Source organism: Cupriavidus sp. UME77, from assembly GCF_014170355.1.
Classification (GTDB): Bacteria; Pseudomonadota; Gammaproteobacteria; order Burkholderiales; family Burkholderiaceae; genus Cupriavidus; species Cupriavidus basilensis.
Map to the genome: position 1 here is coordinate 1 of NZ_LZZU01000051.1, position 20612 is coordinate 20612.

The following is a 20612-nucleotide window of genomic DNA, read 5'->3' on the forward strand; positions in this document are numbered from 1 at the left end:
GCGGCGACCTACTTTCTTGTCTTGCCAAGAAAGTAGGCAAAGAAGGCGCGCCGGATGGGGCGACTACCCCCTCGGGCTTCGACGAAAAGAGCGGCCGGGACCCAAACTCGCATCGCCTTAAGGCGATACTCAGACATGGGTCCCTCTTTTCCGCTCTTTTCGCCGAATCCCGAGGCGCCCCATACGGCCTTGGCACACCTCCACGGCTCGCTTCGCATCGCCGTGGGTGTTTCCCGCCCCTAGGGGCGGGAAACACGGCCGAACCGAATCGTTTGTCTGATCGTGTCGTTTCTGGTCCCGCTGCTTGGCTCCCCTCTCCCACTTGTGGGAGAGGGGCCGGGGGAGAGGGCGGGCGCTCGCGATGCCGCGGTGCGCTCAAATGCCCGGCCCGGACCTCAATGGCGGAAGTGGCGCACGCCGGTCAACACCATTGCGATATTGCGCTCGTCGGCGGCGGCGATCACTTCGTCGTCGCGCATCGAGCCGCCCGGCTGGATGACGCAGGTGGCGCCTGCGTCCACCACTACGTCCAGGCCGTCGCGGAACGGGAAGAAGGCGTCCGATGCCACGGCCGAGCCCGCCAGCGTGAGGCCAGCGTTCTGCGCCTTGATGCTGGCGATGCGGGCCGAGTCCACGCGGCTCATCTGGCCGGCGCCGACGCCTAGCGTCATGCCGCCGCCACAGAACACGATGGCGTTCGACTTGACGAACTTGGCCACGCGCCAGGCGAACATCAGGTCGTCCATTTCCTTGGGCGTGGGCTGGCGCTTGGTCACCACGCGCAGTTCGTCACGCTGGACGTTCCTGGCGTCGGGGCCTTGCACCAGCAGGCCGCCGCCGACGCGCTTGAAGTCATACGGGTTGAGGCCGTTGCCCAGCGGGATTTCCAGCAGGCGCACGTTCTGCTTGGCAGCAAACACGGCGCGCGCGCCGGCGCTGAACGACGGGGCGATCAGCACTTCGACGAATTGCTTGGCCACGGCTTGGGCGGCGGCTTCGTCCAGCTCGACGTTGAAGGCGATGATGCCGCCGAAGGCCGAGGTCGAGTCGGTCTTGAGGGCTTTTTCGTAGGCTTCCAGCGCGTTGGCGCCGATTGCCACGCCGCACGGGTTGGCGTGCTTGATGATCACGCAGGCCGCGCCGGTGGCAGCGCCGAAGGTCTTGACGCATTCCCATGCCGCGTCGGCGTCGGCGATGTTGTTGTACGACAGTTCCTTGCCTTGCAGCTGCGTGTAGTTGGCCAGCGCGCCGTCGGAGGCTTTCAGGTCGCGGTAGAAGGCGGCCGACTGGTGCGGATTCTCGCCATAGCGCATTTCCTGCACCTTCTCGAAGGCCAGGTTCAGCGTCTGCGGGTAGGCGCTGCGGGTCTGGTGCGCCTTGTCCGCGCCGAGGCTGGTCAGGTAGTTGGTGATGGCGCCGTCGTACTGCGCGGTGTGGGCGAACACCTTGGTGGCCAGGCGGAAGTTGGTGTCATAGCCGACGCTGTTGGCGTTGGCGCGCATTTCCTCCAGCACCGGCGCGTAGTCGGCCGGGTCCACGATGACGGTGACGTCGCGGTGGTTCTTGGCGGCCGAGCGCAGCATGGTGGGGCCGCCGATGTCGATGTTCTCGATGGCGTCCGGCAGGGAGCAGTCATCCTTGGCCACCGTTTGCTGGAACGGGTACAGGTTCACGACCAGCAGGTCGATGGTGGGGATGTTGTGCTCGGCGAGAGCCGCCATGTGCTCGGGCAGGTCGCGGCGGGCCAGGATGCCGCCGTGCACTTTCGGGTGCAGGGTCTTGACGCGGCCATCGAGCATTTCGGGGAAACCGGTGTAGTCGGCCACCTCCGTGACGGGCAGGCCGGCATCGGCCAGCAGCTTGGCGGTGCCGCCGGTGGAGAGCAGCGCGACGCCGAGCGAGTTGAGCTCGCGGGCAAATTCGACGATGCCGGTCTTGTCGGATACGGAGAGGAGGGCTTGCTTGATCATGGCTATGGGGAGACGCTTCAAAGTAAACCGTGCTGCTGCAACTTCTTGCGCAGCGTATTGCGATTGATGCCCAGGTAGGCGGCCGCGAGCGACTGGTTGCGCTCGGCGCGCGCCATCACTGCTTCCAGCAGCGGCCGTTCCACGGCTTCGAGCACCATGTTGTACATATTCGACGGCTCTTCACCGTCCAGGTCGCGAAAGTAGGCACCCAGGCTGTCCCGGATGCACTGGTCGATAGCGTTGCGGCTCATGCGGCAAGCAACTCCCCGTTATTGTTGTTGTTCGACTTGTTGCGTTTCTCGTCGTCGGCATCATCCGTGCCGTGCGCGCCGTCTTCCACATAGACCAGGCGCTCGGACAGCAGCGCCTGCTCATCGAAGAATTCGTTGACCGCGGCGAGCTGGGCCGTGGTGTTGTCCAGCGTGTTCATGCGGTGGCGGAACAGGTTGGCGCCGGCCAGGCCGCGCGTGTACCAGGCAATGTGCTTGCGCGCGGTGCGCACGCCGGTGAACTCGCCGTAGAAGTCGTAGTGGTCTTCCAGGTGCGCGTTCATGATGGCGCGGATCTCGGCCACTTCCGGCGACGGCAGCAGCTCGCCGGTGGCCAGGTAGTGCTCGATCTCGCGGAACAGCCAGGGCCGGCCCTGCGCCGCGCGGCCGATCATGATGGCGTCGGCGCCGGTCACGGCCAGCACATGCTTGGCTTTTTGCGGCGTGGTGACGTCGCCGTTGGCGACCACGGGGATGGAAAGCGCTGCCTTGACCGCGGCAATGGTCTCGTACTCGGCTTCGCCCTTGTACAGGTCGGCGCGCGTGCGCCCGTGCACGGTGAGCATGCTGATGCCGGCGTCTTCCACCATGCGCGCGATGCGAAGCGCATTGCGGTTCTGGCGGTCCCAGCCGGTACGGATCTTGAGCGTGACGGGCACGCGCGGATCGACCTCGGCCACGGCGGCGACCACCGCCTGGACGATGCGCACCACCAGCGGCTCGTTTTGCAGCAGTGCCGAGCCGGCGGCCACATTGCACACCTTCTTGGCCGGGCAGCCCATGTTGATGTCGATGATCTGCGCGCCGCGCTCGACGTTGTGGCGCGCGGCCTGCGCCATCATGGCCGGCTCGGCGCCGGCGATCTGCACCGCGATGGGTTCGACTTCGCCCGTGTGGTTGGCGCGCCGCATGGTCTTCTCGCTCTTCCACAGCTGTGCGTTGGAGGCGACCATTTCGGACACCGCATAGCCCGCGCCCAGCCGTTTGCACAGCTGGCGGAATGGCCGGTCAGTCACACCGGCCATGGGCGCGACGAACAGGTTGTTGCGGAGTTGGTGCGGTCCGATTTGCACGATAGCGACTGTAGCGACTGACGAGGGGCCGCAAGGCGGCCCCGCAACTAGACAAAAATGAAAATGGCATGCCCTGCCGAAACAGTGCTCGGCGTCATTCAGTGGACATGTGTGAGGGCAGGATTTTACCGCCAAACGACCCGGGTTGCTCAAGATTTGAGCAAATATTGCACCGGGCTGGCTTGCAAACCATGTTGACAACAGGGCCGCCGGCGGCCCTTGGCAGCCTTTAGCGGCGCATGCCGTACATCATCTGGCGCGCCAGCGTGTCCTTGAGCGGTCCCAAGCAAGCGAGCGCCGCCAGGGACGCCCCACGCGCGTGGGCAGCGAGCGGGTAGGAAACGCCAAACACGCGCGGCAGCAGGTCGGTCACGCCGATGGTGACGGCCCGATCCAGCTTTTGTTGCGCCGCAAACGCCTGCAAGGCCTGCGGGCTGCAGTCGGCGCGCAGCGCAAGCGCCAGGGCAAAGGCGTCGCGCAGGCCGAGGTTGAGGCCCTGGCCGGCTACCGGATGTAGCGTCTGCGCCGCATTGCCGACCGCTACCACCCTGCCCTGCACGGTGACGGGCGCCGCATTCAGCCCGAGCGGGAAGGCATGGCGCTTGCCAATGCCGGTGAAGCGGCCCATGCGCGGGCCGAAGGCTTGTTCCAGTTCAGCAAGGAACTCCCCGTCCGGCAGCGCGAGCCGGCGGGCCGCTTGTTCCGGCGGGCAGCACCAGACCAGGGCGTAGCCGGGCGTGCCGTGCTCTTCATGCGGCAGCAGCGCCAGCGGCCCTTCCTCGGTAAAGCGCTCCCAGGCCCAGCCGGGCTGCGGGCGCGAGCAGGCCACGTGGGCCACGATGGCGGTCTGCCCATAGTCGCGCCGGAATTTCTGCCCCTGCACGCCACGCTCCGCGCGGGTGGATTGCTGGTGGAACAGGCCGCCTTCGGCCTGCACCACCAGGCGCGCGCCGAAGGCGGCGGGTTGCTGGTCATGCCCATGGCCGCAAAGGCGCACCAGGCTGGCTGCAGCCGTATCGGGGCCAGATTGCTCCAGGTGATCGATGCGCGTCTCGTAGATCCGTATCAGGCGTTCGCCAGCGGGGGCGGGGCTGGCCTGGACGGCCTGGGCCAGCGCACGCTCGAGTGCCTCGCACAGTTCGCCGTAGCGCACCACATAGCCCAGCGCGGGTACGCCGTAGTCGTGGCTGTGGAGCTTGACGTGGCCGAACCGCCCGCGTTGCGACACATGGATATGCTCGATCGGGGTGACAGCGCGGGGCCACGCGCCGATCTGCTCGAGCAGCTGGCGGCTGCCGTACGAAAGGGCGATGGCGCGCGGATCGCGGGCTGCGCGCGCTGGCGTGGCGGCGTCGATCAAGGTCAGGCGCCACGGGCTTTTGCGCAGCAACAGGCAGGCCAGCGCTAGGCCGACCGGCCCTGCGCCGACGATGGCGATATCCGTGTCCGCGGAGGCTTCAGTGCTTGCCGGGCTCATGCGCGCTGCCTGGCTGGGCGACGGGGTTGCTGTCGTTGCTCGCATCGCCCATGGCGCCGGACTCCACCGGCAGTGCGCCGCGTTTCCAGCAATTGGCGTCGGTGCGGTGCTTGCCCGCCGCCGCGTCGCTCAGGGCGTTGTCCAGCTTCTGCTGGTTGAAGCCGGGAAATGCCTGCAGGCGTTCCACCAGCGCCGCATGGTTGGCCGCGTCCAGTGGTACCACGCAGCCCCGGGGCGTGCCGTCGGCCTTGGGGTCTCCCACCAGGATCAGCCAGGCCTTCCCGGCCCATGGCTCGCGGTTCGAGACCCGCACCACCACGCGTTCGATCACGTCCCATTCGAGTTCTTCGCGCTGGCCATCGGGGCGATGCACGACCAGGCGGTCATCGTAGAGGTTGACCACGAACGGTTGCGCGGGATCAACGGCGCGCGCGCGGCTGGTCTGCGTGCGCTCGCCGCTCGGAAGTATCTTGCGAAGCCAACTGATCATCGTGTACCTCCCGCGTCGCGCATCAGCGCCTCGATTTCGTCCGCCTTGACCGGCACGCCGCGCGTCATCAGCTCGCAGCCGCCCCCGGTGACAACCGCATCGTCCTCGATGCGGATGCCGATATGCCAGAAGCGCTCCGGCACTTCCGGTGCCGGGCGCACGTAGATGCCTGGCTCCACCGTCAGCACCATGCCGGGCGCGAGCGGACGCCAGGCGCGCTCGCCCTCGGCCGGCGCGGCGCCTGGCACGCGGTACTCGCCCACGTCATGCACGTCCATGCCCAGCCAGTGGCCGGTGCGGTGCATGTAGAACTGGCGGTAGCTGCCGCTGGCGAGCACCTCGTCCAGGCCGCCGCAACGGTTCGCGTCGAGCAGGCCGGTATCAAGCATCCCTTGCGCCAGCACCCGCGTGGCGGCGTCGTGCGGCACGTTGTAGGGCACGCCGGGGCGGGTCTCGGCGATGGCGGCTTCCTGCGCGGCCACCACCAGGTCGTACAGCTCGCGCTGGGCTGGCGAGAAGCGGCCGGAAACGGGGAAGGTGCGGGTGATGTCGGAGGCGTAGCCATCGAGTTCGCAGCCGGCGTCGATCAGGCACAGGTCGCCGTCGCGCAGCTCGGCAGGGCCGGCGCGGTAGTGCAGCACGCAGGCGTTGGGGCCGGTGGCGACGATCGAGTTGTAGGCGACGCTCTGCGCGCCGTGGCGGCGGAATTCGTAGAGCAGCTCGGCTTCCAGGTGGTATTCGCGCAGGCCCTCGCGCGAAGCGCGCATGGCGCGCACATGGGCCTGGGCCGAGATCTCGGCCGCGCGGCGCATGGTGGCGATCTCGCCCGCGTCCTTGAACAAGCGCATCTCGTCGAGGATGGTGCGGATATCGATCGCCGTCGATGGCGCGGTCACGCCGGCACGGCCTTGCATGCGCACCGTTTCGAGCCAGCGCCGCACCTGCATGTCGGTGCGGGTGTTGGCGGCCAGCGGGTAGGCCACCACAGCGTGGTTGGCCAGCAGCGAGGGCAGCACGGCGTCGATTTCCTCGACCGAATGTGCCTCGTCGAAGCCGAAGGCCGCCTGCGCGCCTTCCGGGCCGTAGCGGAAGCCATCCCAGATCTCGCGCTCTTCGTGCTTGGGGCGGCAGAACAGGATGCTGCGCTCGGCGCCGCACGCCTGCGCCACCAGGACCAGCACGCCCTCCGGCTCGGTGAAGCCGGTCAGGTAATAGAAATAGCTGTCGTGGCGATAGGGATAGTCGCTATCGCGGTTGCGCATGGCTTCCGGCGCGGTGGGCAGGATCGCCACGCCGCCGCCGGCGGCACGCAATTGCTGCAGCACGCGGGCGCGCCGGTCGCGACAGGCGAGAAGGAGGGCGGAGTCGGGTGCGGACATGTGTTGGGCCACGTGGATGGGGAATAGGGCGATTCTAACGCCGCCGGATTGCCGGCGCGGGGCTGGACTGGCCGACGCCGCTCAAGGCAGGGGTGCGCAAGCGGTGCCGGCTCGCGCTAGCACCAGGGCATCGAGGGCCGCCAACTGGGCCGGCGTGCCGACGTTCTCCCAGGCGCCGTCGAAGCGCTCGCCGCTGGCCAGCCCGGCTGCCACGGCGGCGCGGTAGTAGGGCGTCATGGCAACTTTCTGGCCGGGCTCGATGGCGGCGAACAGCCGGGTGTCGTACAGGCCGATATTGCCGAAGGTCAGGCTCGGCGCCGTCGCCGTGGGCGTGGGTAACAACAGGCCGTCGGCGCCGAGCGCAAAATCGCCCTCTGGATGGAACGGCGGATTGGGCACCATTACCAGGTGCATGCGCGGCTCGGGCGCACCGGCCATGGCGCGCGCGCGGGGCAGCAGGGCGCGGAAGTCGTAATCGGTGAAGATGTCGCCGGATACCGCCAGGAAGATCTCGCCGCGCTCGGGTGCGGCCGCCAGCAGCGGCAGCGCCTGGGCGATGCCGCCGGCGGTTTCCAGCGCGCTGGGTTCGGCCGAGTACACCAGGCGCACGCCGAAGCGGTTGCCATCACCGAGCGCCTGCTCAATCTGCTCGCCGAGCCAGGCGTGGTTGATCACGATGTCCTTGAAGCCGGCGCGCGCCAGCGCCTCGATCTTCCAGACGATCAGCGGCTTGCCGCCCACCGCCAGCAGCGGCTTCGGGTGGGCATCGGTCAGCGGGCGCATGCGCTCGCCGCGCCCGGCTGCAAAAATCATGGCTTTCAATGCAGGGTCTCCGGCGCTTATTTCAGCGCGTGGTTCAGCAGGTATGTCAGCGCGATCAGGGTGCCCATGCCGCCAGCGATGGTCCAGCCAATGCTGCGCGTCCTGGCGGCGATGACAATGGCCACCAGCCCGGCTACCAGGCGGGCATTGCCGGGACCGATGTCGACGTGCCCATCGCGCATCAGCAGGTCGGGCGCGATCAACGCCGACAGCATGGCCGCCGGCACGAACTGCAGCGCGGTGCGGAACCACGATGGCAGCCGTACCTGGCCTTCCACGGCAATGAAGGACAGGCGGATCAGGTAGGTGGCGAGGCCGGCGCCGATAAACACCAGCAGCAGGGTCAGCTGGCTCATGCGGCTGGCTCCGTCGCGGCCGGCTTGCGCTGCCTGCGGTCCTTGCCAAGCAGCAGCATGCCCGCGGCAATTCCGCCCAGCGCCGCGACCATCAGGCCAAGCTTGTGCGGCATGCCGTAGCAGGCCACCGCCAGCGCCGTGGCCACCAGCGCCGCCGCGGCGTGCGAGCGGTGCTTGATGCCGGGCACGATGATGGCGATGAAGGTGAGCGGCAGGAAGAAATCGAGCGGCCAGTCGCGCGGGATCTGGGCGCCCACCAGCACACCCGCCAGCGTCGAGACCTGCCAACTGGCCCACAGCGCGAAGCCGGCGCCAAAGAAGAACCAGTGGCGGTAGCGCTTGTGTGCGTCGTCGTCGCTGAGGCGCCGCGTCATGGCGGCGAAGGCCTCGTCGGTCAGCAGGTAGGAGATGAGTGCCTTCCAGCGGCCCGGCAGGTGCGCCAGCGCCGGGGCCATGGTGGCGGAGTACAGCGCATGGCGCAGGTTGACCATGGCGACCGTCACGGCGATCAGCACCGCCGGCGTGCCCGCCGCCCACAGTTGCGTCAGGATCATCTGCGAGGCGCCGCCGAACACGATCGCGCTCATGGCGCAAGCCAGCCAGGCGGGCATGCCGGCGTTGACCGCCAGCACGCCATAGATCAGGCCGAACGGCGCCACGCCGAGCAGCATCGGCGCCAGCGCCCGCACGCCTGCCCACCACTCGCCGCCGCGGGTGAGCGTGGCCGTGGGATCGCCGCCGGATGTCATGGCCGTGCGCCCGGCATGGCTTGCGCCGGCATCAGAATGTGTAGCCGACCGGGCGCTCGACGCCGTCGAGGGCGTCGAACAGGCGCACCAGCCTGCGCAGCTCGATGTAGCGGCCCGCCACCTGGCGTGCGTACTTGAGCACCAGCGGCAGGTTGGCCAGGTAGCCTTCCTTGCCGTCGCGATGGTACAGGCGGGCAAAGATGCCGAGCACCTTGAGGTGGCGCTGCAGGCCCATCCACTCGAAATCCCGGTAGAAGTCGCCAAAGTCCGGCGCCACCGGTAGCCCGGTCTTGCGCGCGCGCTCCCAGTAGCGGATCAGCCAGTCGAGCTGCTCCTGCTCGTCCCATTCAATATAGGCATCGCGCCACAGCGACACCGCATCATAGGTAATGGGACCGATCACCGCGTCCTGGAAATCCAGGATGCCGGGATTGGCCTCGCCTTCAAGCACCATCAGGTTGCGCGAGTGATAGTCGCGATGCACATACACCTGTGGCTGGGCCAGGTTGTTGGCCAGCAGCGTCTGCATCACTTCGGCCAGCCCGGATTCCTGGTCAGGCGTGAGCGTCACGCCCAGGTGCCGGGCCACGTACCACTGTGGGAACAGGTCGACTTCGCGCTGCAGCAGCGCGCGGTCGTAGGCGGGCAGGGTGCCAGGGCGGGTCGCGAGCTGGATCTTCACTAGCGCGGCGGCGGCATCGCCATAGAGGCCGCGCGCGCTGGCCGCATCCAGCCGGGACAGATACGTGGTGTTGCCCAGGTCGCTGAGCAGCAGGAAGCCTTGCTCGAGGTTCTGCGCCAGAACCTTTGGCACGGTCACGCCGGCAGCGCCGAACAGTTCCGCGACATGGATGAAGGGGCGGCAGTCCTCCTGTGCGGGAGGCGCATCCATCACGATCACGCTCGGATGGCCGGGGTGGCTGGTGCTGGCCCGGAAGTACCGCCGGAAGCTGGCGTCGGCCGATGCGGGGGTACAGGAGTCGGGGTTAACGGACCAAGCCGGACCGAGTCCGGACACCCAGACTTTGAGCTGGTCGAGACGCGGGTCGAGAGGATGTGCTGCCATGCCGGAAAGGGAGAATAGGATGCCCCGTATAATACCCGACCAGACCCGGGCCCCGGGGCGGCTCCCAGGCGGGCCTCCCACAGCCCGACAGCCTGCTTCGGCGGTGGCTGGCGGTTGCTGGGCCGCCGCCGCCGCTCTGACTCATGACCCGCTCGCATGACCGAACAACGACGATCACCGAACCAGAAGGCTAGCAAGACACCGGCACGACTCCCCGGCAGCGCGTTGCGCCCGCTCGTGTTGGCCATGGCCGGCTGGTCGGTGGGTGCGCACGCGCAGGCCGTGAGCTCCACCATTCCCGACCTGCCGGTGGCCGAGCCGGCCGTCGAGGCGGCACCCGAGGCCCCGCCGGTAGCCGGCGAACTGGTGCCGCGCCTGGCCGAGCCGGGCACGGCCAAGACCAAGACGACCGAGCCGGACGACAACCCGCCCACCTTTGTCTCGGGCGATCGCATGACCGGCTATAACCAGCGTGGCGTGGAGCTCGAGGGCAACGCCGAGCTGCGCCGCGATGGCGGCGTGGTCAAGGGCGACAAGCTTACCTACGACCAGGACAGAGACGAGGCCTTTGTCCACGGCAATGCCCGCGTTGCCCGCGACGGATCGCTCTCGGTCGGGCCGGAAGCCCGGCTGCGGGTCGAGGCCAACGAAGGCTACATGCTGTCCCCGGACTATTATTTCCAGCAGACCGGCGGCTCCGGCAAGGCCGAGCGCATCGATTTCATCGACAAAAATCTCAGCACGATCAAGCGCGCCACCTACACGACCTGTTCGCCGGACAACGCGGACTGGTATTTCAGCGCGCGCGAGCTCGATATCGACAGCGACCGCCAGGTAGGCACCGCCTATGGCGGCGTGCTGCGCTTCTTTGACGTGCCGATCTTGGCGGCGCCGGTGTTCAGCTTCCCCTTGAACAACGAGCGCCGCAGTGGGGTGCTGCCGCCGCTGTTCGGCTACAGCTCGCGCTCGGGCATGGACCTCACGGTCCCGTATTACTTCAATATCGCGCCAAACCGGGACCTGACGATCTTCCCGCGCGTGCTGAGTTCGCGCGGGGTGCAGCTTGGCACCGACTACCGCTACATCGGCAGCGGCTATTCCGGGCGTATCCGCGGCGAATTCCTGCCGGACGACCAGAAGACCAAGACTAACCGCTGGGCGTATTCGATCCAGCATGTCCAGAACATAGTGCCGGGACTGAATGCGTACGTTAACCTGAACAAGGTGTCGGACGCCCAGTATCCCGATGACCTGACCCGCTCGGTGACACAGGCGACGTTGCGCCAGTACACGCAAGAAGGCGGCGTCACCTACAACTGGCAGGATTTTGCCCTGCTGGCGCGGGTTCAGAAATTCCAGACGCTCGCGCCTAGCCAGCCTTCTTATGAGCGTGTGCCTCAGCTCAATGGCAAGTACACGCGCTATGACCTGGGTGGCTTCGATATCCAAGTGGAAGCCGACTACACGCGCTTCCGCATTCCTCTGGGCACGACAGGTACGCAACTGCCGCAGGGTGAGCGTGTCTTCATCCAGCCCTCGATCAGCTATCCGATCATCCGGCCAGGCTGGTTCGTCACGCCCAAGGCGACGTTCAATGCCACGCAGTATCAGATGGAGTCCTCCACCAATACCGCGGGCACGCCCAATACGCTGAACCGGGCCTTGCCGACCATGAGCTTGGATTCGGGCATGACGTTCGAGCGCGAGGCGCCGACCGTGAGCCGGCTGTTCGGCGTCAATTACGTGCAGACGCTGGAACCGCGCCTTTTCTATGTCTACACGCCGTTCCGCGACCAGAGCCAGTTCCCGCTGTTCGATACGGTGCAGTCGGATTTCGGCTACGGACAAATCTTCAGCGAGAACCCGTTTACCGGCTACGACCGTATTGCCGACAACAACAAAGTGACGGCCGGCGTGACCACGCGCCTGATCGAAGCGGCGAGCGGTATCGAGCGCTTCCGCGGCACGATTGCGCAGCGCTTCGACCTCACCGGCCAACGGGTACAGCTCAATGGTACCGATCCAGCCAAGTCAGGCTATTCCGACCTGCTGGCGGCAACGACCATCCAGATGTTCAAGGGCTACTACCTCGATGCCGGGGTGCAGTACAACCCGGACAGCGATCGGGTGATCTACTCGAATATCGCCTTCTCGTGGCGGCCCGAAGCGCGCAAGACGCTGAATATCGGCTATCGCTACCGGCGCCCCACCTCGGTGACGGACAATACCGCTATCGACCAGTTCGAGGTGTCGAGCCAGTGGCCGCTGACACAGCGCACCTACGGCATCGGCCGGGTCGCGTTCGACCTGAGCGCGAGCCAACTGGTAGACGCGCTGGCCGGCTTCGAATACGCCGCGGATTGCTGGGTTGGCCGTGTGGTCTACCAGCGCTTCCGCAATACCACGCAGGGCTACACCGGACGCATCTTCTTCCAGGTGGAGTTCCGCGGGTTGTCCAAGATCGGTTCCAATCCGCTGGATGTGCTGCGGCTGAACGTGCCGGGTTATGAGCCCGTCCTCGCCAAGCCTGTTATCCCATCCCAGCTCGACCACTATGAATGACGGACCATGATGAAACGTCAAGAATTCAACGCGCGCCCCTCGATGTCTTCCCGCCTGACCGGCTGGCAAAGCCTGCTGCTGACCGCACTGCTGGCCGCCTTCGCACTGCCGGTTTCGGCACAGCTGAAGGCGCCCGGGCAGAAGGCTACAGGCATCTTCATGCCCCAGGCCGGCGACAGCGCTGCCGCCTCGCCCAGCCAGCCGCGCCTGGGCGTGACGCAGCCGGGCACGAGCGCGCAGCGCTCGCAATTGGTGGACGAGGTGGTGGCAATCGTCAACAACAGCGTGATCACGCGGCGCGAATTGCTGGACCGCGCCGACGAGATCGAATCGCAGCTGCGCCAGGCCAACCGGCCGGTGCCGGCGCGCGCCGACCTGCTGGGCGAAGTGCTCGAGCGGCTGGTGATGGAGCGGGTGCAGACGCAAGCCGCGCAGGATGCCGGCATCAAGGTGACCGACCAGGAAGTCGATCGCGCCATTGAGTCGGTCGCGCAGCAAAACCACATCAATGCGACCGACTTGCGCAGCCAGGTCGAGCGCAGCGGCATGACCTGGACCAAGTACCGCGACGAGCTGCGCAAGCAGGTGCAGGTGATCCGCCTGCGCGAGCGCGAGGTGGATTCCAAGATCCAGGTCTACGACGGCGAGATCGACAACTATCTCGCGGCGAATGGCGCACCGGGCGCGGCCGCCACCGCCACCGGCCCCACCGAATATAACGTGGCCCAGATACTGGTGCGCGTGCCTGAGGATGCCTCCGAAGCGCAGAAGGCCACCTTGCGCGCCAAGGCCGAAGGCCTGCTCAAGCAGGCCCAGGGCGGCGCGGATTTCGCCCAGCTGGCGCAGGGCTCCGACGGCCCCGAGGCCGCTCAGGGAGGCTCGCTGGGTTTCCGTGAAATCGGTCGGCTGCCGGCGCTGTTTGCCAATGCCGTGCTTGACCTGCAGCCTGGTGGCGTGGCGCCTCAGGTCATCGAGAGCGCCAACGGTTTCCATGTGCTCAAGCTGGTGGCCAAGCGTACCGCACCGCCGGCAGCGTCGAACCCGGCGGCCAGCGATCGCATCACGCAGACCCAGGTGCGCCATATCCTGATCCGCACCGGCCCCAACATGCCGGAGGCCGAGGCACGTCGCCAGCTGGCCACGCTGCGCGACCGGATCACTCACGGCGGCGACTTTGCCGACGCGGCCAAGCGCTTCTCCCAGGATGGGTCGGCGCAGAACGGCGGCGATCTCGGCTGGGTATCGCCGGGCGAGCTGGTGCCGGAGTTCGAGCAGGCCATGAGCCGCCTGCGCCCGGGCGAAGTGTCCGAGCCCGTCGTCACGCAGTTTGGCGTGCATCTGATCCAGGTGCTCAACCGCCGCGAGACCGAGATCACGCCGGAGAAGCAGCGCGACTTTGCCCGCGCGGAGATTCGCGAGCAGAAGGTGCGCGCGGCGTATGAAGACTGGCAGCGCCAGTTGCGCCAGGCCGCCTACGTGGAATACCGCGTCAACCGCCAGCGCTAACCGGAACGCATCGCCACCATGTCCGAGCCGCTCGCGCTAGCCATCACCACCGGGGAACCCGCCGGCATTGGCCCCGACATTACCGTCGGCGCCTTGCTGCAACTTGCCGGCGAGCATCCGCAGGTGCGTTTTCACGTGCTTGGCGACGCGGGCCTGCTGGCGGCGCGCGCCGCCGCGCTGGGTGTCGCGCAAGCCTGGGCGCACCGGCTTGCGGATGGCAGCGTGGTGTGCGACGACATCCCTCTGGCCGTGCCTTGCGATGCCGGCCGGCTGGATGCGCGCAACGGCGGCTATGTGCTCGCCTTGCTCGATGCCGCCATCGATGGCTGCATGGGCGGGACCAATGGCACGCGGCGCTTTGCCGGCATGGTGACCGCGCCCGTGCAGAAGAGCACCATCAACGATGCCGGCGTGCCCTTCACCGGGCACACCGAATACCTGGCCGAGCGCGCCGGCGTGCCGCGCGTAGTGATGATGCTGGCCGGCCCGCAGCCCGCGCATGGCAACGCCATGCTGCGCGTGGCGCTGGCCACCACCCACCTGCCATTGCGCGCGGTGCCCGATGCGCTTACCGTGTCCATGCTGGAAGAAACGCTGGCCATCGTCGACCACGACCTGCGCCGGCATTTCGGCATCTCCCGGCCGCGCATCCTGGTGACCGGCCTGAACCCGCATGCCGGTGAAAGCGGCCATATGGGGCATGAGGAGATTGATGTGATCATTCCCGCGCTGGCCCATGCCGTGGACGCGGGCATCGATGCCCGTGGCCCGTACCCGGCCGACACGCTGTTCCAGCCCCGGCATCTCGATGGGGCCGACTGCGTGCTGGCGATGTACCACGACCAGGGCCTGGCCCCGCTCAAGTACGGCACATTTGGCCACGGCGTGAACATCACGCTGGGGCTGCCTTTTATCCGCACCTCGGTCGACCATGGCACTGCGCTCGATCTGGCCGCAAGTGGCCAGGCCGAGCACGGCAGCATGATCGAGGCGATCCGCAACGCCATCGCCATGGCCGGCCACGCCAACGGCCGGCCGCGCGCCGCGCCGCTGGTGGCAACACGCTGACGCCCGAGCGAGACCTAACTATGCGTTCCAACGTACACCAGGGCCATGTGGCCCGCAAACGATTCGGACAGAACTTCCTGGTCGATGACGGCATCATCCACGGCATCGTCAGTGCCATCGACCCGCAGCACGGCGACACCCTGGTCGAAATCGGCCCCGGCCTCGGCGCGCTGACCCAGCCGCTGCTGGAGCGCTTGCCGCAGATGCAGGTGGTCGAGCTTGACCGCGACCTGGTGGAGCGCCTGCGCCGCCGCTACGGCGAACGGCTGGTGATCCACGCCGGCGACGCGCTGGCCTTCGATTTCGGCAAGCTGTGCGAAGCCGGCAAGCCGCTGCGCATCGTCGGCAACCTGCCCTACAACATCTCCAGCCCGCTGCTGTTCCACTTGGCCGAGTTTGCCGACCAGGTGCGCGACCAGCACTTCATGCTGCAAAAGGAAGTGGTCGAGCGCATGGTGGCCGAGCCAGGCAGCAAAGCCTTCGGGCGGCTGTCGATCATGCTGCAGGTGCGCTATCACATGGAGCATGTGCTCGACGTGCCGCCGGCCTCGTTCAACCCGCCGCCCAAGGTCGACTCCGCCGTGGTGCGCATGATCCCCTGGCCGCGCCAGCCCGATGGCCAGTTGCGCTCGCCGTATCCCGCGTGCAACCTGACGGTGTTGGGCGACGTGGTGGCCGCGGCGTTCTCGCAGCGGCGCAAGGTCCTGCGCAATACACTGTCGATGCTGCGCGACCAGGTTGATTTTGAGGCGCTTGGCTTCGACCTGGCGCGGCGCGCCGAGGAAGTCCCCGTGGCCGAGTACGTCGGCCTGGCGCGCCAGCTTGAAACCCCGGCTACATGATGCTGATGCGCGCTACCGGCTTTCGTTCCCATTGGTGGCGCTGCTGAACGCAGCGGCACGTCGTCATCCCCTGATCCCGACTCCAGCCGCCGCAGCCCGGTTGGCGGCACTCTGCCTGCGCTGACCGGCACCGCGGCGCTTCTCTTACCCAAGGAAATGCCATGACTAGCGAAACGCAGGCGCCCCAGCGCAAGGTCATCCTCACCGGCGACCGCCCCACCGGCCAGCTTCACCTGGGCCACTACGTTGGCTCGCTCAAGAGCCGCGTGGCGCTGCAGGATACCCACAAGCAGTATCTGTTGCTGGCCGACACCCAGGCCATGACCGACAACGCGCACGATCCGGACAAGGTGCGGCGCAACGTGCTGGAGGTGGCGCTCGACTACCTCGCGGTCGGCATCGACCCGGCCAAGACCACCATCACGGTGCAGTCGCACCTGCCCGCGCTGGCCGAGCTGACCCTGATGTACCTGAACTTCGTCACGGTCGCCCGGCTCGAGCGCAACCCGACCATCAAGGAAGAGATCCAGGCGCGCGGCTTCGGCCGCGATATCCCGGCAGGCTTCCTGTGCTACCCGGCTTCGCAAGCTGCCGACATCACCGGCTTCAAGGCCACCGTGGTGCCGGTCGGCGAGGACCAGGCCCCCCTGATCGAGCAGACCAACGAGATCGCGCGCCGAATCAACCACCAGGTTGGCCGCGAAGTGCTGCCGGAAGCCGCCGCGCTGATCCCGCGCTTTGGCCGGTTGCCCGGCGTCGACGGCAAGGCCAAGATGAGCAAGTCGCAAGGCAACGCGATCTCGCTGGCAGCCTCGCCCGAGCAGGTCAAGGAAGCGGTCATGCGCATGTACACCGACGCCAACCACCTCAAGGTGTCCGATCCGGGCCAGGTGGAGGGCAATGTGGTGTTTACCTACCTCGACGCGTTCGACGAGGCGGTCGATGAAGTGGCTGAGTTGAAGGCACACTATCGGCGCGGCGGCCTGGGTGACATGGTGCTCAAGCGCAGGCTCGATGGCGTGCTGCAAGGGCTGCTGGCGCCGATTCGCGAGCGGCGCGAGGAGCTGGCCAAGGATCCGGCCTCTGTGTTTGATATTTTGAAGCAGGGGACGGAGCAGGCACGGCTGGTGACGCAGGCTACGTTGGATGAGGTGCGCGAGGCGTTGGGGACTTTTAGGTTTTGAGGGTAGGGTTGGTGGGGGCTGAAGCTTCAGTTGAAGTTGAATTTGCGGTTAACCCCTTGAATCTGAAGCCGATTTTGCAGTTGCAGTTGCAGCCACATCCCCCCCAGCCCCTTTATTCCCGCCGATTCACCAACACAATCCCCCCCAACACCAGCACCGCGGCAACCGCAAACCGCATGCCCACGGCGTCATGCATCAGCACCACGCCAAACGCCACCCCGAACAGCGGCGTCAAAAACGAAAACACCGACAAGCGCGAAGCCAGGTACTGCCGCAATAGCCAGAACCACGTCAGGTAGCTGGCGAATGCAATCAGCACCGACTGGTAGAACAGGCTGGCGATCACCATGCCGTCGACGCGCGCCTGCAGATGCTGCCCGGCTGCAAGCGCCATGGACAGCAGCATCACCGCAGACACCGCAAGTTGATAGAGCAGCGTCTTGCTGGGCGCTGCCGAAGCCAGCCGGCTGGCGCGTACCACCACCGTTGTAGCGGCCCAGAGGAGGCCGGCCAGGATCCCCAGCGCATCGCCCAGCAACGTGCTGCCGCCATGCGCGGCGGGCTTGGCGATGCCATCGGCAAAGGCCAGCGCCATGCCGCAGAAGGCCAGCCCGACACCCAGCCATTGCCCGCGCCGCAGGCGTTCGCCGGCGACGCTCAGATGCAGGCCGAGTGCGGTGAAGATGGGCGCGGTATAGAGGAACACCGCCATGCGCGAAGCGGTGGTGTGGCCAAGGCCGACAAAAATACAGAAGAACTCGGCACCGAATAGCAAACCTGCCAGCAAGCCCGCGCCCAGCGTGCCGTCGTGTTGCCACAGCGGCGTGCGGCGCCAGGCGGCAAAGCCGAACACCAGCGCGGCTGCCACCGCCGAGCGCACGCCGGCCTGGAGCACGGCGCCCATCAGTGGCGCCGTCGCCTTGATGACCACTTGCTGCAGTCCCCAGGCCACGCACAGCACCACCATCAGCGTGACGGCCGTGCCGTCGAGCGGGCGCCGGCTTGGCAGTGGCGCGCTCACCTCAAGGACGGCTGGCGTCGCGGGTGGAATTGCGCTCGATCAGCTCGATCTTGTAGCCGTCCGGGTCTTCGACGAAAGCGATCACCGTGGTGCCGCCCTTGACCGGGCCGGCCTCGCGCACGACGTTGCCGCCGGCGGCGCGGATGCGCTCGCAGGTGGCCGCCGCGTTATCGGTCTCCAGCGCGATATGGCCGTAGGCCGTGCCCATCTCGTACTTTTCCACTCCATAGTTATAGGTCAGCTCGAGCACGGCGGTTTCGGATTCCGGGCCGTAGCCGACGAAGGCGAGGCGGTACTTGTATTCGGTGTTGTCGCTCTCGCGCAGCAGCTGCATGCCGAGGATGCGGGTGTAGAAGTCGATCGAGCGTTGCAGGTCGCCGACGCGGAGCATGGTGTGGAGGAGTCGCATTTTGGGAGAGGCCTGATATTGTTTTGGGATAGGTCGATTATTCTAAACGGGATGGCAGCAATCGGTTTACCTTGGCCCAGGTGTGCCATTTCCCCGTTTTAAATCAAAGGCCCAGCCTAGAACGTGGGCAGCAACTCGGGTGGGTGTGCCCGCAATTGCGCGCGGGCATCACGGAACTCCGGAAAGATCGACGCCACCGTATCCCAGAACCTCGGGCTGTGGTTCATCTCCTTGAGATGCGCCAGCTCATGGGCGGCCACGTAGTCGATCATCGACAGCGGAAAATGCATCAAACGCCAGTTCAGGCGGATCTTGCCGTCGGCGGTGCAACTGCCCCAGCGCGTGGCGGCGGAGGTCAGCGAAAACGCGCTATGCCGCACGCCGAGCTTTTCCGCGTAGATATCGAGGCGCTGCGCCAGCAGGCGCCGTGCCTGGTGTTGCAGCCACCCTTGCACGCGATCCTTGATCTGCTGCTCGTCGGCATGCACGGGCAGCGCGAGATGAAGAATGCAGGTCTCGGCATCGAACAGCAGCACGCCGGCGGGAGACTCCAGTTGCAGGGTGATGGGCTTGCCCAGGAAGGGCAGGCTGGCGCCGTCGCGCCATTGCACGGTGGGCAGCACCCGGCGGGCTTCGCGGTGCTGCCATTCGCCCAGCTTGTTGAAGATCCAGCGCTGTTTTTCCAGAATGGCCGACTCGATGTCGGCCAGCGTGACCCAGCGCGGCGCCGTGATGGACAGGCCGCGGTCGTCCACGGTGAAGCCGATGGTACGGCGCGACGAGCGCTTGAGCGTGTAGTGCACGGCGCGCTCGCCCACCAGCAGCCGTCGTGCATTGGGCTGCGGCTGGGGCCAGGGCTGCGGCGTCGGGGAGTTGGGCTGCGCCGGCGCCAACCCGCCTGGCACCATGCCGGGCGCTCTGTCTTCGCCTGCGAGGGCGTCGGACAGCGGCAGCTCCATCTGGGAACCGGGGGAGTCGGGGGTCGGGCGCAGCAATTTCATGCGGGCGTTCTGCTCCGGTAGCTCTCGGCGTCGATTCTACGCATATCTTGTTCGATCCACGCCTCAACCTCTTGATTGACCTGGTCTGCCGTCTTGTTGGCCGACGAAATCGGCGCGCCGACGGAGACCGTGATCAAGCCCGGGTACTTGAGGAACGAGTTGCGCGGCCACAGGCGCCCGGAGTTGACCGCCATCGGGATCACCCATGCGCCGGTCTCGACAGCAAGGCGGGCGCCGCCGCTCTTGTAGCGCGTTTTCTCCAGGCCCGACGGTGTGCGCGTGCCTTCCGGGAACATGATGATCCAGGCGCCTTCGGCCAGCCGCTCGCGGCCCTGGCGCACCGCCGAGGCGAAGGCGCGGGTGCCTTCCTTGCGGTTGATGTGCACCATCTTGAGCATGCCCAGCGCCCAGCCGAAGAAGGGCACCATCAGCAGTTCGCGCTTGAACACGAAGCACATCGGCTTGGGCATGGTGGCCAGGTAGGCCACGGTTTCCCACGCCGACTGGTGCTTGGACAGCACCACCACCGGCTTGTCGAGCATGGCATCGAAATGCTCGCGGCCTTCATAGCGGTAGCGGATGCCGCAGATCAGCGCGGCCGCACCGGTCACCAGCCGCGGCCAGCCGCGCACGAAGCGGTAGCGGCGGTCGGCGTTCATGAACGGAAAGACGATGAAGCACGCGCAGGCATAGGGCGGTGTCAGTACCAGGAGGAACAACGCGAACAGCAAGGAGCGGAGAAAAATCATCGGTACGGGAGTTGGGTTCAGGAGCCGGCCTGGCGCGGGGCGCCATCGCCGGTGAGCAGCCAGCGCGCAAAGGCGCGCAGGTCGTCGTGGATCAGCGTGCCGGGCGGCAGGCCGCCCTTTTTCTCGGTCTTGGGGCCTTTGCCGGTCAGCACCAGGTGCGGGGCGCAGCCTACCGCCAGCCCGGCTTCGAGGTCGCGCAGGGAGTCGCCCACCAGCGGCACGCCCTTGAGCTCGACGCCGAAGCGCTCCGCCAGCTGCTCAAGCATGCCGGGCTTGGGCTTGCGGCAATCGCAGCCGTCCGCCGCCGTATGCGGGCAGAAGAAGACCGCATCGACGCGCCCGCCCAGGTTGGCAAGCGCCTTGTGCATCTTCTCGTGCATGGCGTTGAGCGCGCTCATCTCGAACAGGCCGCGGCCGATGCCGGACTGGTTACTGACGATCACCACGCGATAGCCGGCCTGGTTGAGTGCTGCGATCGCTTCCAGGCTGCCATCGATGGGGATCCATTCGTCCGGCGTCTTGATGAACTGGTCGCTGTCGAGGTTGACGACCCCGTCGCGATCGAGCACGACAAGCTTGGGCGGTGTCTGCGGCATGATGGCTTCCCGTTGTGGTGCCG

General features: G+C 66.9%; 20 protein-coding genes. 5 read left to right on the forward strand and 15 right to left on the reverse strand.

What is annotated here, in order from left to right; genetic code table 11:
* Nucleotides 1–395 precede the first annotated feature (395 nt).
* The 10 genes from purH to A9975_RS20730 form a co-directional block, all read right to left on the reverse strand.
* Nucleotides 396–1970: a bifunctional phosphoribosylaminoimidazolecarboxamide formyltransferase/IMP cyclohydrolase gene (gene purH / locus A9975_RS20685; protein ID WP_183034453.1), complete on the reverse strand. Its 1575-nt coding sequence runs from the start codon at nt 1968–1970 to the stop codon at nt 396–398.
* 17 nt (nt 1971–1987) lie between these two features.
* The gene (locus tag A9975_RS20690) at nt 1988–2221 is read right to left on the reverse strand and encodes a Fis family transcriptional regulator (protein WP_006156396.1); all 234 of its coding nucleotides are present in this window, start codon (nt 2219–2221) and stop codon (nt 1988–1990) included.
* The gene (dusB, locus tag A9975_RS20695) at nt 2218–3312 is read right to left on the reverse strand and encodes a tRNA dihydrouridine synthase DusB (protein ID WP_183034454.1); all 1095 of its coding nucleotides are present in this window, start codon (nt 3310–3312) and stop codon (nt 2218–2220) included. Before dusB ends, A9975_RS20690 begins: the two co-directional genes overlap by 4 nt.
* 229 nt (nt 3313–3541) lie before the next feature.
* The gene (locus tag A9975_RS20700; protein WP_183034455.1) at nt 3542–4789 is read right to left on the reverse strand and encodes a UbiH/UbiF/VisC/COQ6 family ubiquinone biosynthesis hydroxylase; all 1248 of its coding nucleotides are present in this window, start codon (nt 4787–4789) and stop codon (nt 3542–3544) included.
* A complete protein-coding gene (locus tag A9975_RS20705; protein WP_255503340.1) occupies nt 4770–5279 on the reverse strand; it encodes a hypothetical protein in 510 nt (169 codons plus the stop codon). Before A9975_RS20705 ends, A9975_RS20700 begins: the two co-directional genes overlap by 20 nt.
* Entirely contained in the window at nt 5276–6658 is a 1383-nt protein-coding gene (locus A9975_RS20710; RefSeq protein WP_183034456.1) for an aminopeptidase P N-terminal domain-containing protein, read from the reverse strand. Before A9975_RS20710 ends, A9975_RS20705 begins: the two co-directional genes overlap by 4 nt.
* 81 nt (nt 6659–6739) lie before the next feature.
* The gene (gene murU / locus A9975_RS20715) at nt 6740–7480 is read right to left on the reverse strand and encodes an N-acetylmuramate alpha-1-phosphate uridylyltransferase MurU (RefSeq protein ID WP_183034457.1); all 741 of its coding nucleotides are present in this window, start codon (nt 7478–7480) and stop codon (nt 6740–6742) included.
* Nucleotides 7481–7497: 17 nt separating this feature from the next.
* The gene (locus A9975_RS20720; protein WP_183034458.1) at nt 7498–7836 is read right to left on the reverse strand and encodes an AzlD domain-containing protein; all 339 of its coding nucleotides are present in this window, start codon (nt 7834–7836) and stop codon (nt 7498–7500) included.
* Complete coding sequence (locus A9975_RS20725; protein ID WP_183034459.1) at nt 7833–8585, reverse strand: AzlC family ABC transporter permease; 753 nt, start codon at nt 8583–8585, stop codon at nt 7833–7835. The genes A9975_RS20720 and A9975_RS20725 overlap by 4 nt, the downstream gene beginning before the upstream one ends.
* A gap of 31 nt (nt 8586–8616) precedes the next feature.
* Entirely contained in the window at nt 8617–9651 is a 1035-nt protein-coding gene (locus A9975_RS20730) for an aminoglycoside phosphotransferase family protein (RefSeq protein ID WP_183034460.1), read from the reverse strand.
* A 156-nt stretch (nt 9652–9807) separates the two neighbouring features.
* Between A9975_RS20730 and A9975_RS20735 the strand changes: the two genes are divergently transcribed.
* The 5 genes from A9975_RS20735 to trpS all read left to right on the forward strand — a co-directional run bounded on the left by A9975_RS20735 (nt 9808) and on the right by trpS (nt 16813).
* Entirely contained in the window at nt 9808–12213 is a 2406-nt protein-coding gene (locus tag A9975_RS20735) for an LPS-assembly protein LptD (RefSeq protein ID WP_183034461.1), read from the forward strand.
* A 9-nt stretch (nt 12214–12222) separates the two neighbouring features.
* A complete protein-coding gene (locus A9975_RS20740) occupies nt 12223–13719 on the forward strand; it encodes a peptidylprolyl isomerase (RefSeq protein ID WP_183034522.1) in 1497 nt (498 codons plus the stop codon).
* Between the two features lie 18 nt (nt 13720–13737).
* Entirely contained in the window at nt 13738–14787 is a 1050-nt protein-coding gene (gene pdxA / locus A9975_RS20745; protein WP_183034462.1) for a 4-hydroxythreonine-4-phosphate dehydrogenase PdxA, read from the forward strand.
* 20 nt (nt 14788–14807) lie between these two features.
* Nucleotides 14808–15629: a 16S rRNA (adenine(1518)-N(6)/adenine(1519)-N(6))-dimethyltransferase RsmA gene (gene rsmA, locus A9975_RS20750; RefSeq protein ID WP_174427471.1), complete on the forward strand. Its 822-nt coding sequence runs from the start codon at nt 14808–14810 to the stop codon at nt 15627–15629.
* Nucleotides 15630–15790: 161 nt separating this feature from the next.
* Entirely contained in the window at nt 15791–16813 is a 1023-nt protein-coding gene (gene trpS / locus A9975_RS20755; RefSeq protein ID WP_183034463.1) for a tryptophan--tRNA ligase, read from the forward strand.
* 112 nt (nt 16814–16925) lie between these two features.
* On the opposite strand, the gene A9975_RS20760 is transcribed toward trpS, so the two are convergent.
* The 5 genes from A9975_RS20760 to gmhB all read right to left on the reverse strand — a co-directional run bounded on the left by A9975_RS20760 (nt 16926) and on the right by gmhB (nt 20589).
* The gene (locus A9975_RS20760; protein WP_183034523.1) at nt 16926–17780 is read right to left on the reverse strand and encodes a DMT family transporter; all 855 of its coding nucleotides are present in this window, start codon (nt 17778–17780) and stop codon (nt 16926–16928) included.
* A 55-nt stretch (nt 17781–17835) separates the two neighbouring features.
* Complete coding sequence (gloA, locus tag A9975_RS20765) at nt 17836–18243, reverse strand: lactoylglutathione lyase (protein WP_006162781.1); 408 nt, start codon at nt 18241–18243, stop codon at nt 17836–17838.
* Nucleotides 18244–18359: 116 nt separating this feature from the next.
* Complete coding sequence (locus A9975_RS20770) at nt 18360–19244, reverse strand: M48 family metallopeptidase (protein ID WP_183034464.1); 885 nt, start codon at nt 19242–19244, stop codon at nt 18360–18362.
* The gene (locus tag A9975_RS20775; RefSeq protein WP_043343766.1) at nt 19241–19993 is read right to left on the reverse strand and encodes a 1-acyl-sn-glycerol-3-phosphate acyltransferase; all 753 of its coding nucleotides are present in this window, start codon (nt 19991–19993) and stop codon (nt 19241–19243) included. The genes A9975_RS20770 and A9975_RS20775 overlap by 4 nt, the downstream gene beginning before the upstream one ends.
* A gap of 17 nt (nt 19994–20010) precedes the next feature.
* Nucleotides 20011–20589 (reverse strand): D-glycero-beta-D-manno-heptose 1,7-bisphosphate 7-phosphatase, encoded by a 579-nt coding sequence (gene gmhB, locus A9975_RS20780; RefSeq protein WP_043343769.1) that lies wholly within the window; start codon nt 20587–20589, stop codon nt 20011–20013.
* Nucleotides 20590–20612: the final 23 nt, after the last annotated feature.

Bases quoted from the DNA above. Each gene is read 5' to 3' on its own strand.
- A9975_RS20740 (WP_183034522.1), top strand. From the start codon at position 12,223: ATGAAACGTCAAGAATTCAACGCGCGCCCCTCGATGTCTTCCCGCCTG.
- A9975_RS20730 (WP_183034460.1), bottom strand. From the start codon at position 9,651: ATGGCAGCACATCCTCTCGACCCGCGTCTCGACCAGCTCAAAGTCTGG.
- A9975_RS20725 (WP_183034459.1), bottom strand. From the start codon at position 8,585: ATGACATCCGGCGGCGATCCCACGGCCACGCTCACCCGCGGCGGCGAG.
- A9975_RS20770 (WP_183034464.1), bottom strand. From the start codon at position 19,244: ATGAAATTGCTGCGCCCGACCCCCGACTCCCCCGGTTCCCAGATGGAG.
- A9975_RS20720 (WP_183034458.1), bottom strand. From the start codon at position 7,836: ATGAGCCAGCTGACCCTGCTGCTGGTGTTTATCGGCGCCGGCCTCGCC.
- trpS (WP_183034463.1), top strand. From the start codon at position 15,791: ATGACTAGCGAAACGCAGGCGCCCCAGCGCAAGGTCATCCTCACCGGC.
- pdxA (WP_183034462.1), top strand. From the start codon at position 13,738: ATGTCCGAGCCGCTCGCGCTAGCCATCACCACCGGGGAACCCGCCGGC.
- A9975_RS20710 (WP_183034456.1), bottom strand. From the start codon at position 6,658: ATGTCCGCACCCGACTCCGCCCTCCTTCTCGCCTGTCGCGACCGGCGC.
- A9975_RS20735 (WP_183034461.1), top strand. From the start codon at position 9,808: ATGACCGAACAACGACGATCACCGAACCAGAAGGCTAGCAAGACACCG.
- rsmA (WP_174427471.1), top strand. From the start codon at position 14,808: ATGCGTTCCAACGTACACCAGGGCCATGTGGCCCGCAAACGATTCGGA.
- A9975_RS20690 (WP_006156396.1), bottom strand. From the start codon at position 2,221: ATGAGCCGCAACGCTATCGACCAGTGCATCCGGGACAGCCTGGGTGCC.
- gloA (WP_006162781.1), bottom strand. From the start codon at position 18,243: ATGCGACTCCTCCACACCATGCTCCGCGTCGGCGACCTGCAACGCTCG.
- gmhB (WP_043343769.1), bottom strand. From the start codon at position 20,589: ATGCCGCAGACACCGCCCAAGCTTGTCGTGCTCGATCGCGACGGGGTC.
- A9975_RS20775 (WP_043343766.1), bottom strand. From the start codon at position 19,993: ATGATTTTTCTCCGCTCCTTGCTGTTCGCGTTGTTCCTCCTGGTACTG.
- A9975_RS20760 (WP_183034523.1), bottom strand. From the start codon at position 17,780: ATGGTGGTGCTGTGCGTGGCCTGGGGACTGCAGCAAGTGGTCATCAAG.
- A9975_RS20705 (WP_255503340.1), bottom strand. From the start codon at position 5,279: ATGATCAGTTGGCTTCGCAAGATACTTCCGAGCGGCGAGCGCACGCAG.
- purH (WP_183034453.1), bottom strand. From the start codon at position 1,970: ATGATCAAGCAAGCCCTCCTCTCCGTATCCGACAAGACCGGCATCGTC.
- A9975_RS20700 (WP_183034455.1), bottom strand. From the start codon at position 4,789: ATGAGCCCGGCAAGCACTGAAGCCTCCGCGGACACGGATATCGCCATC.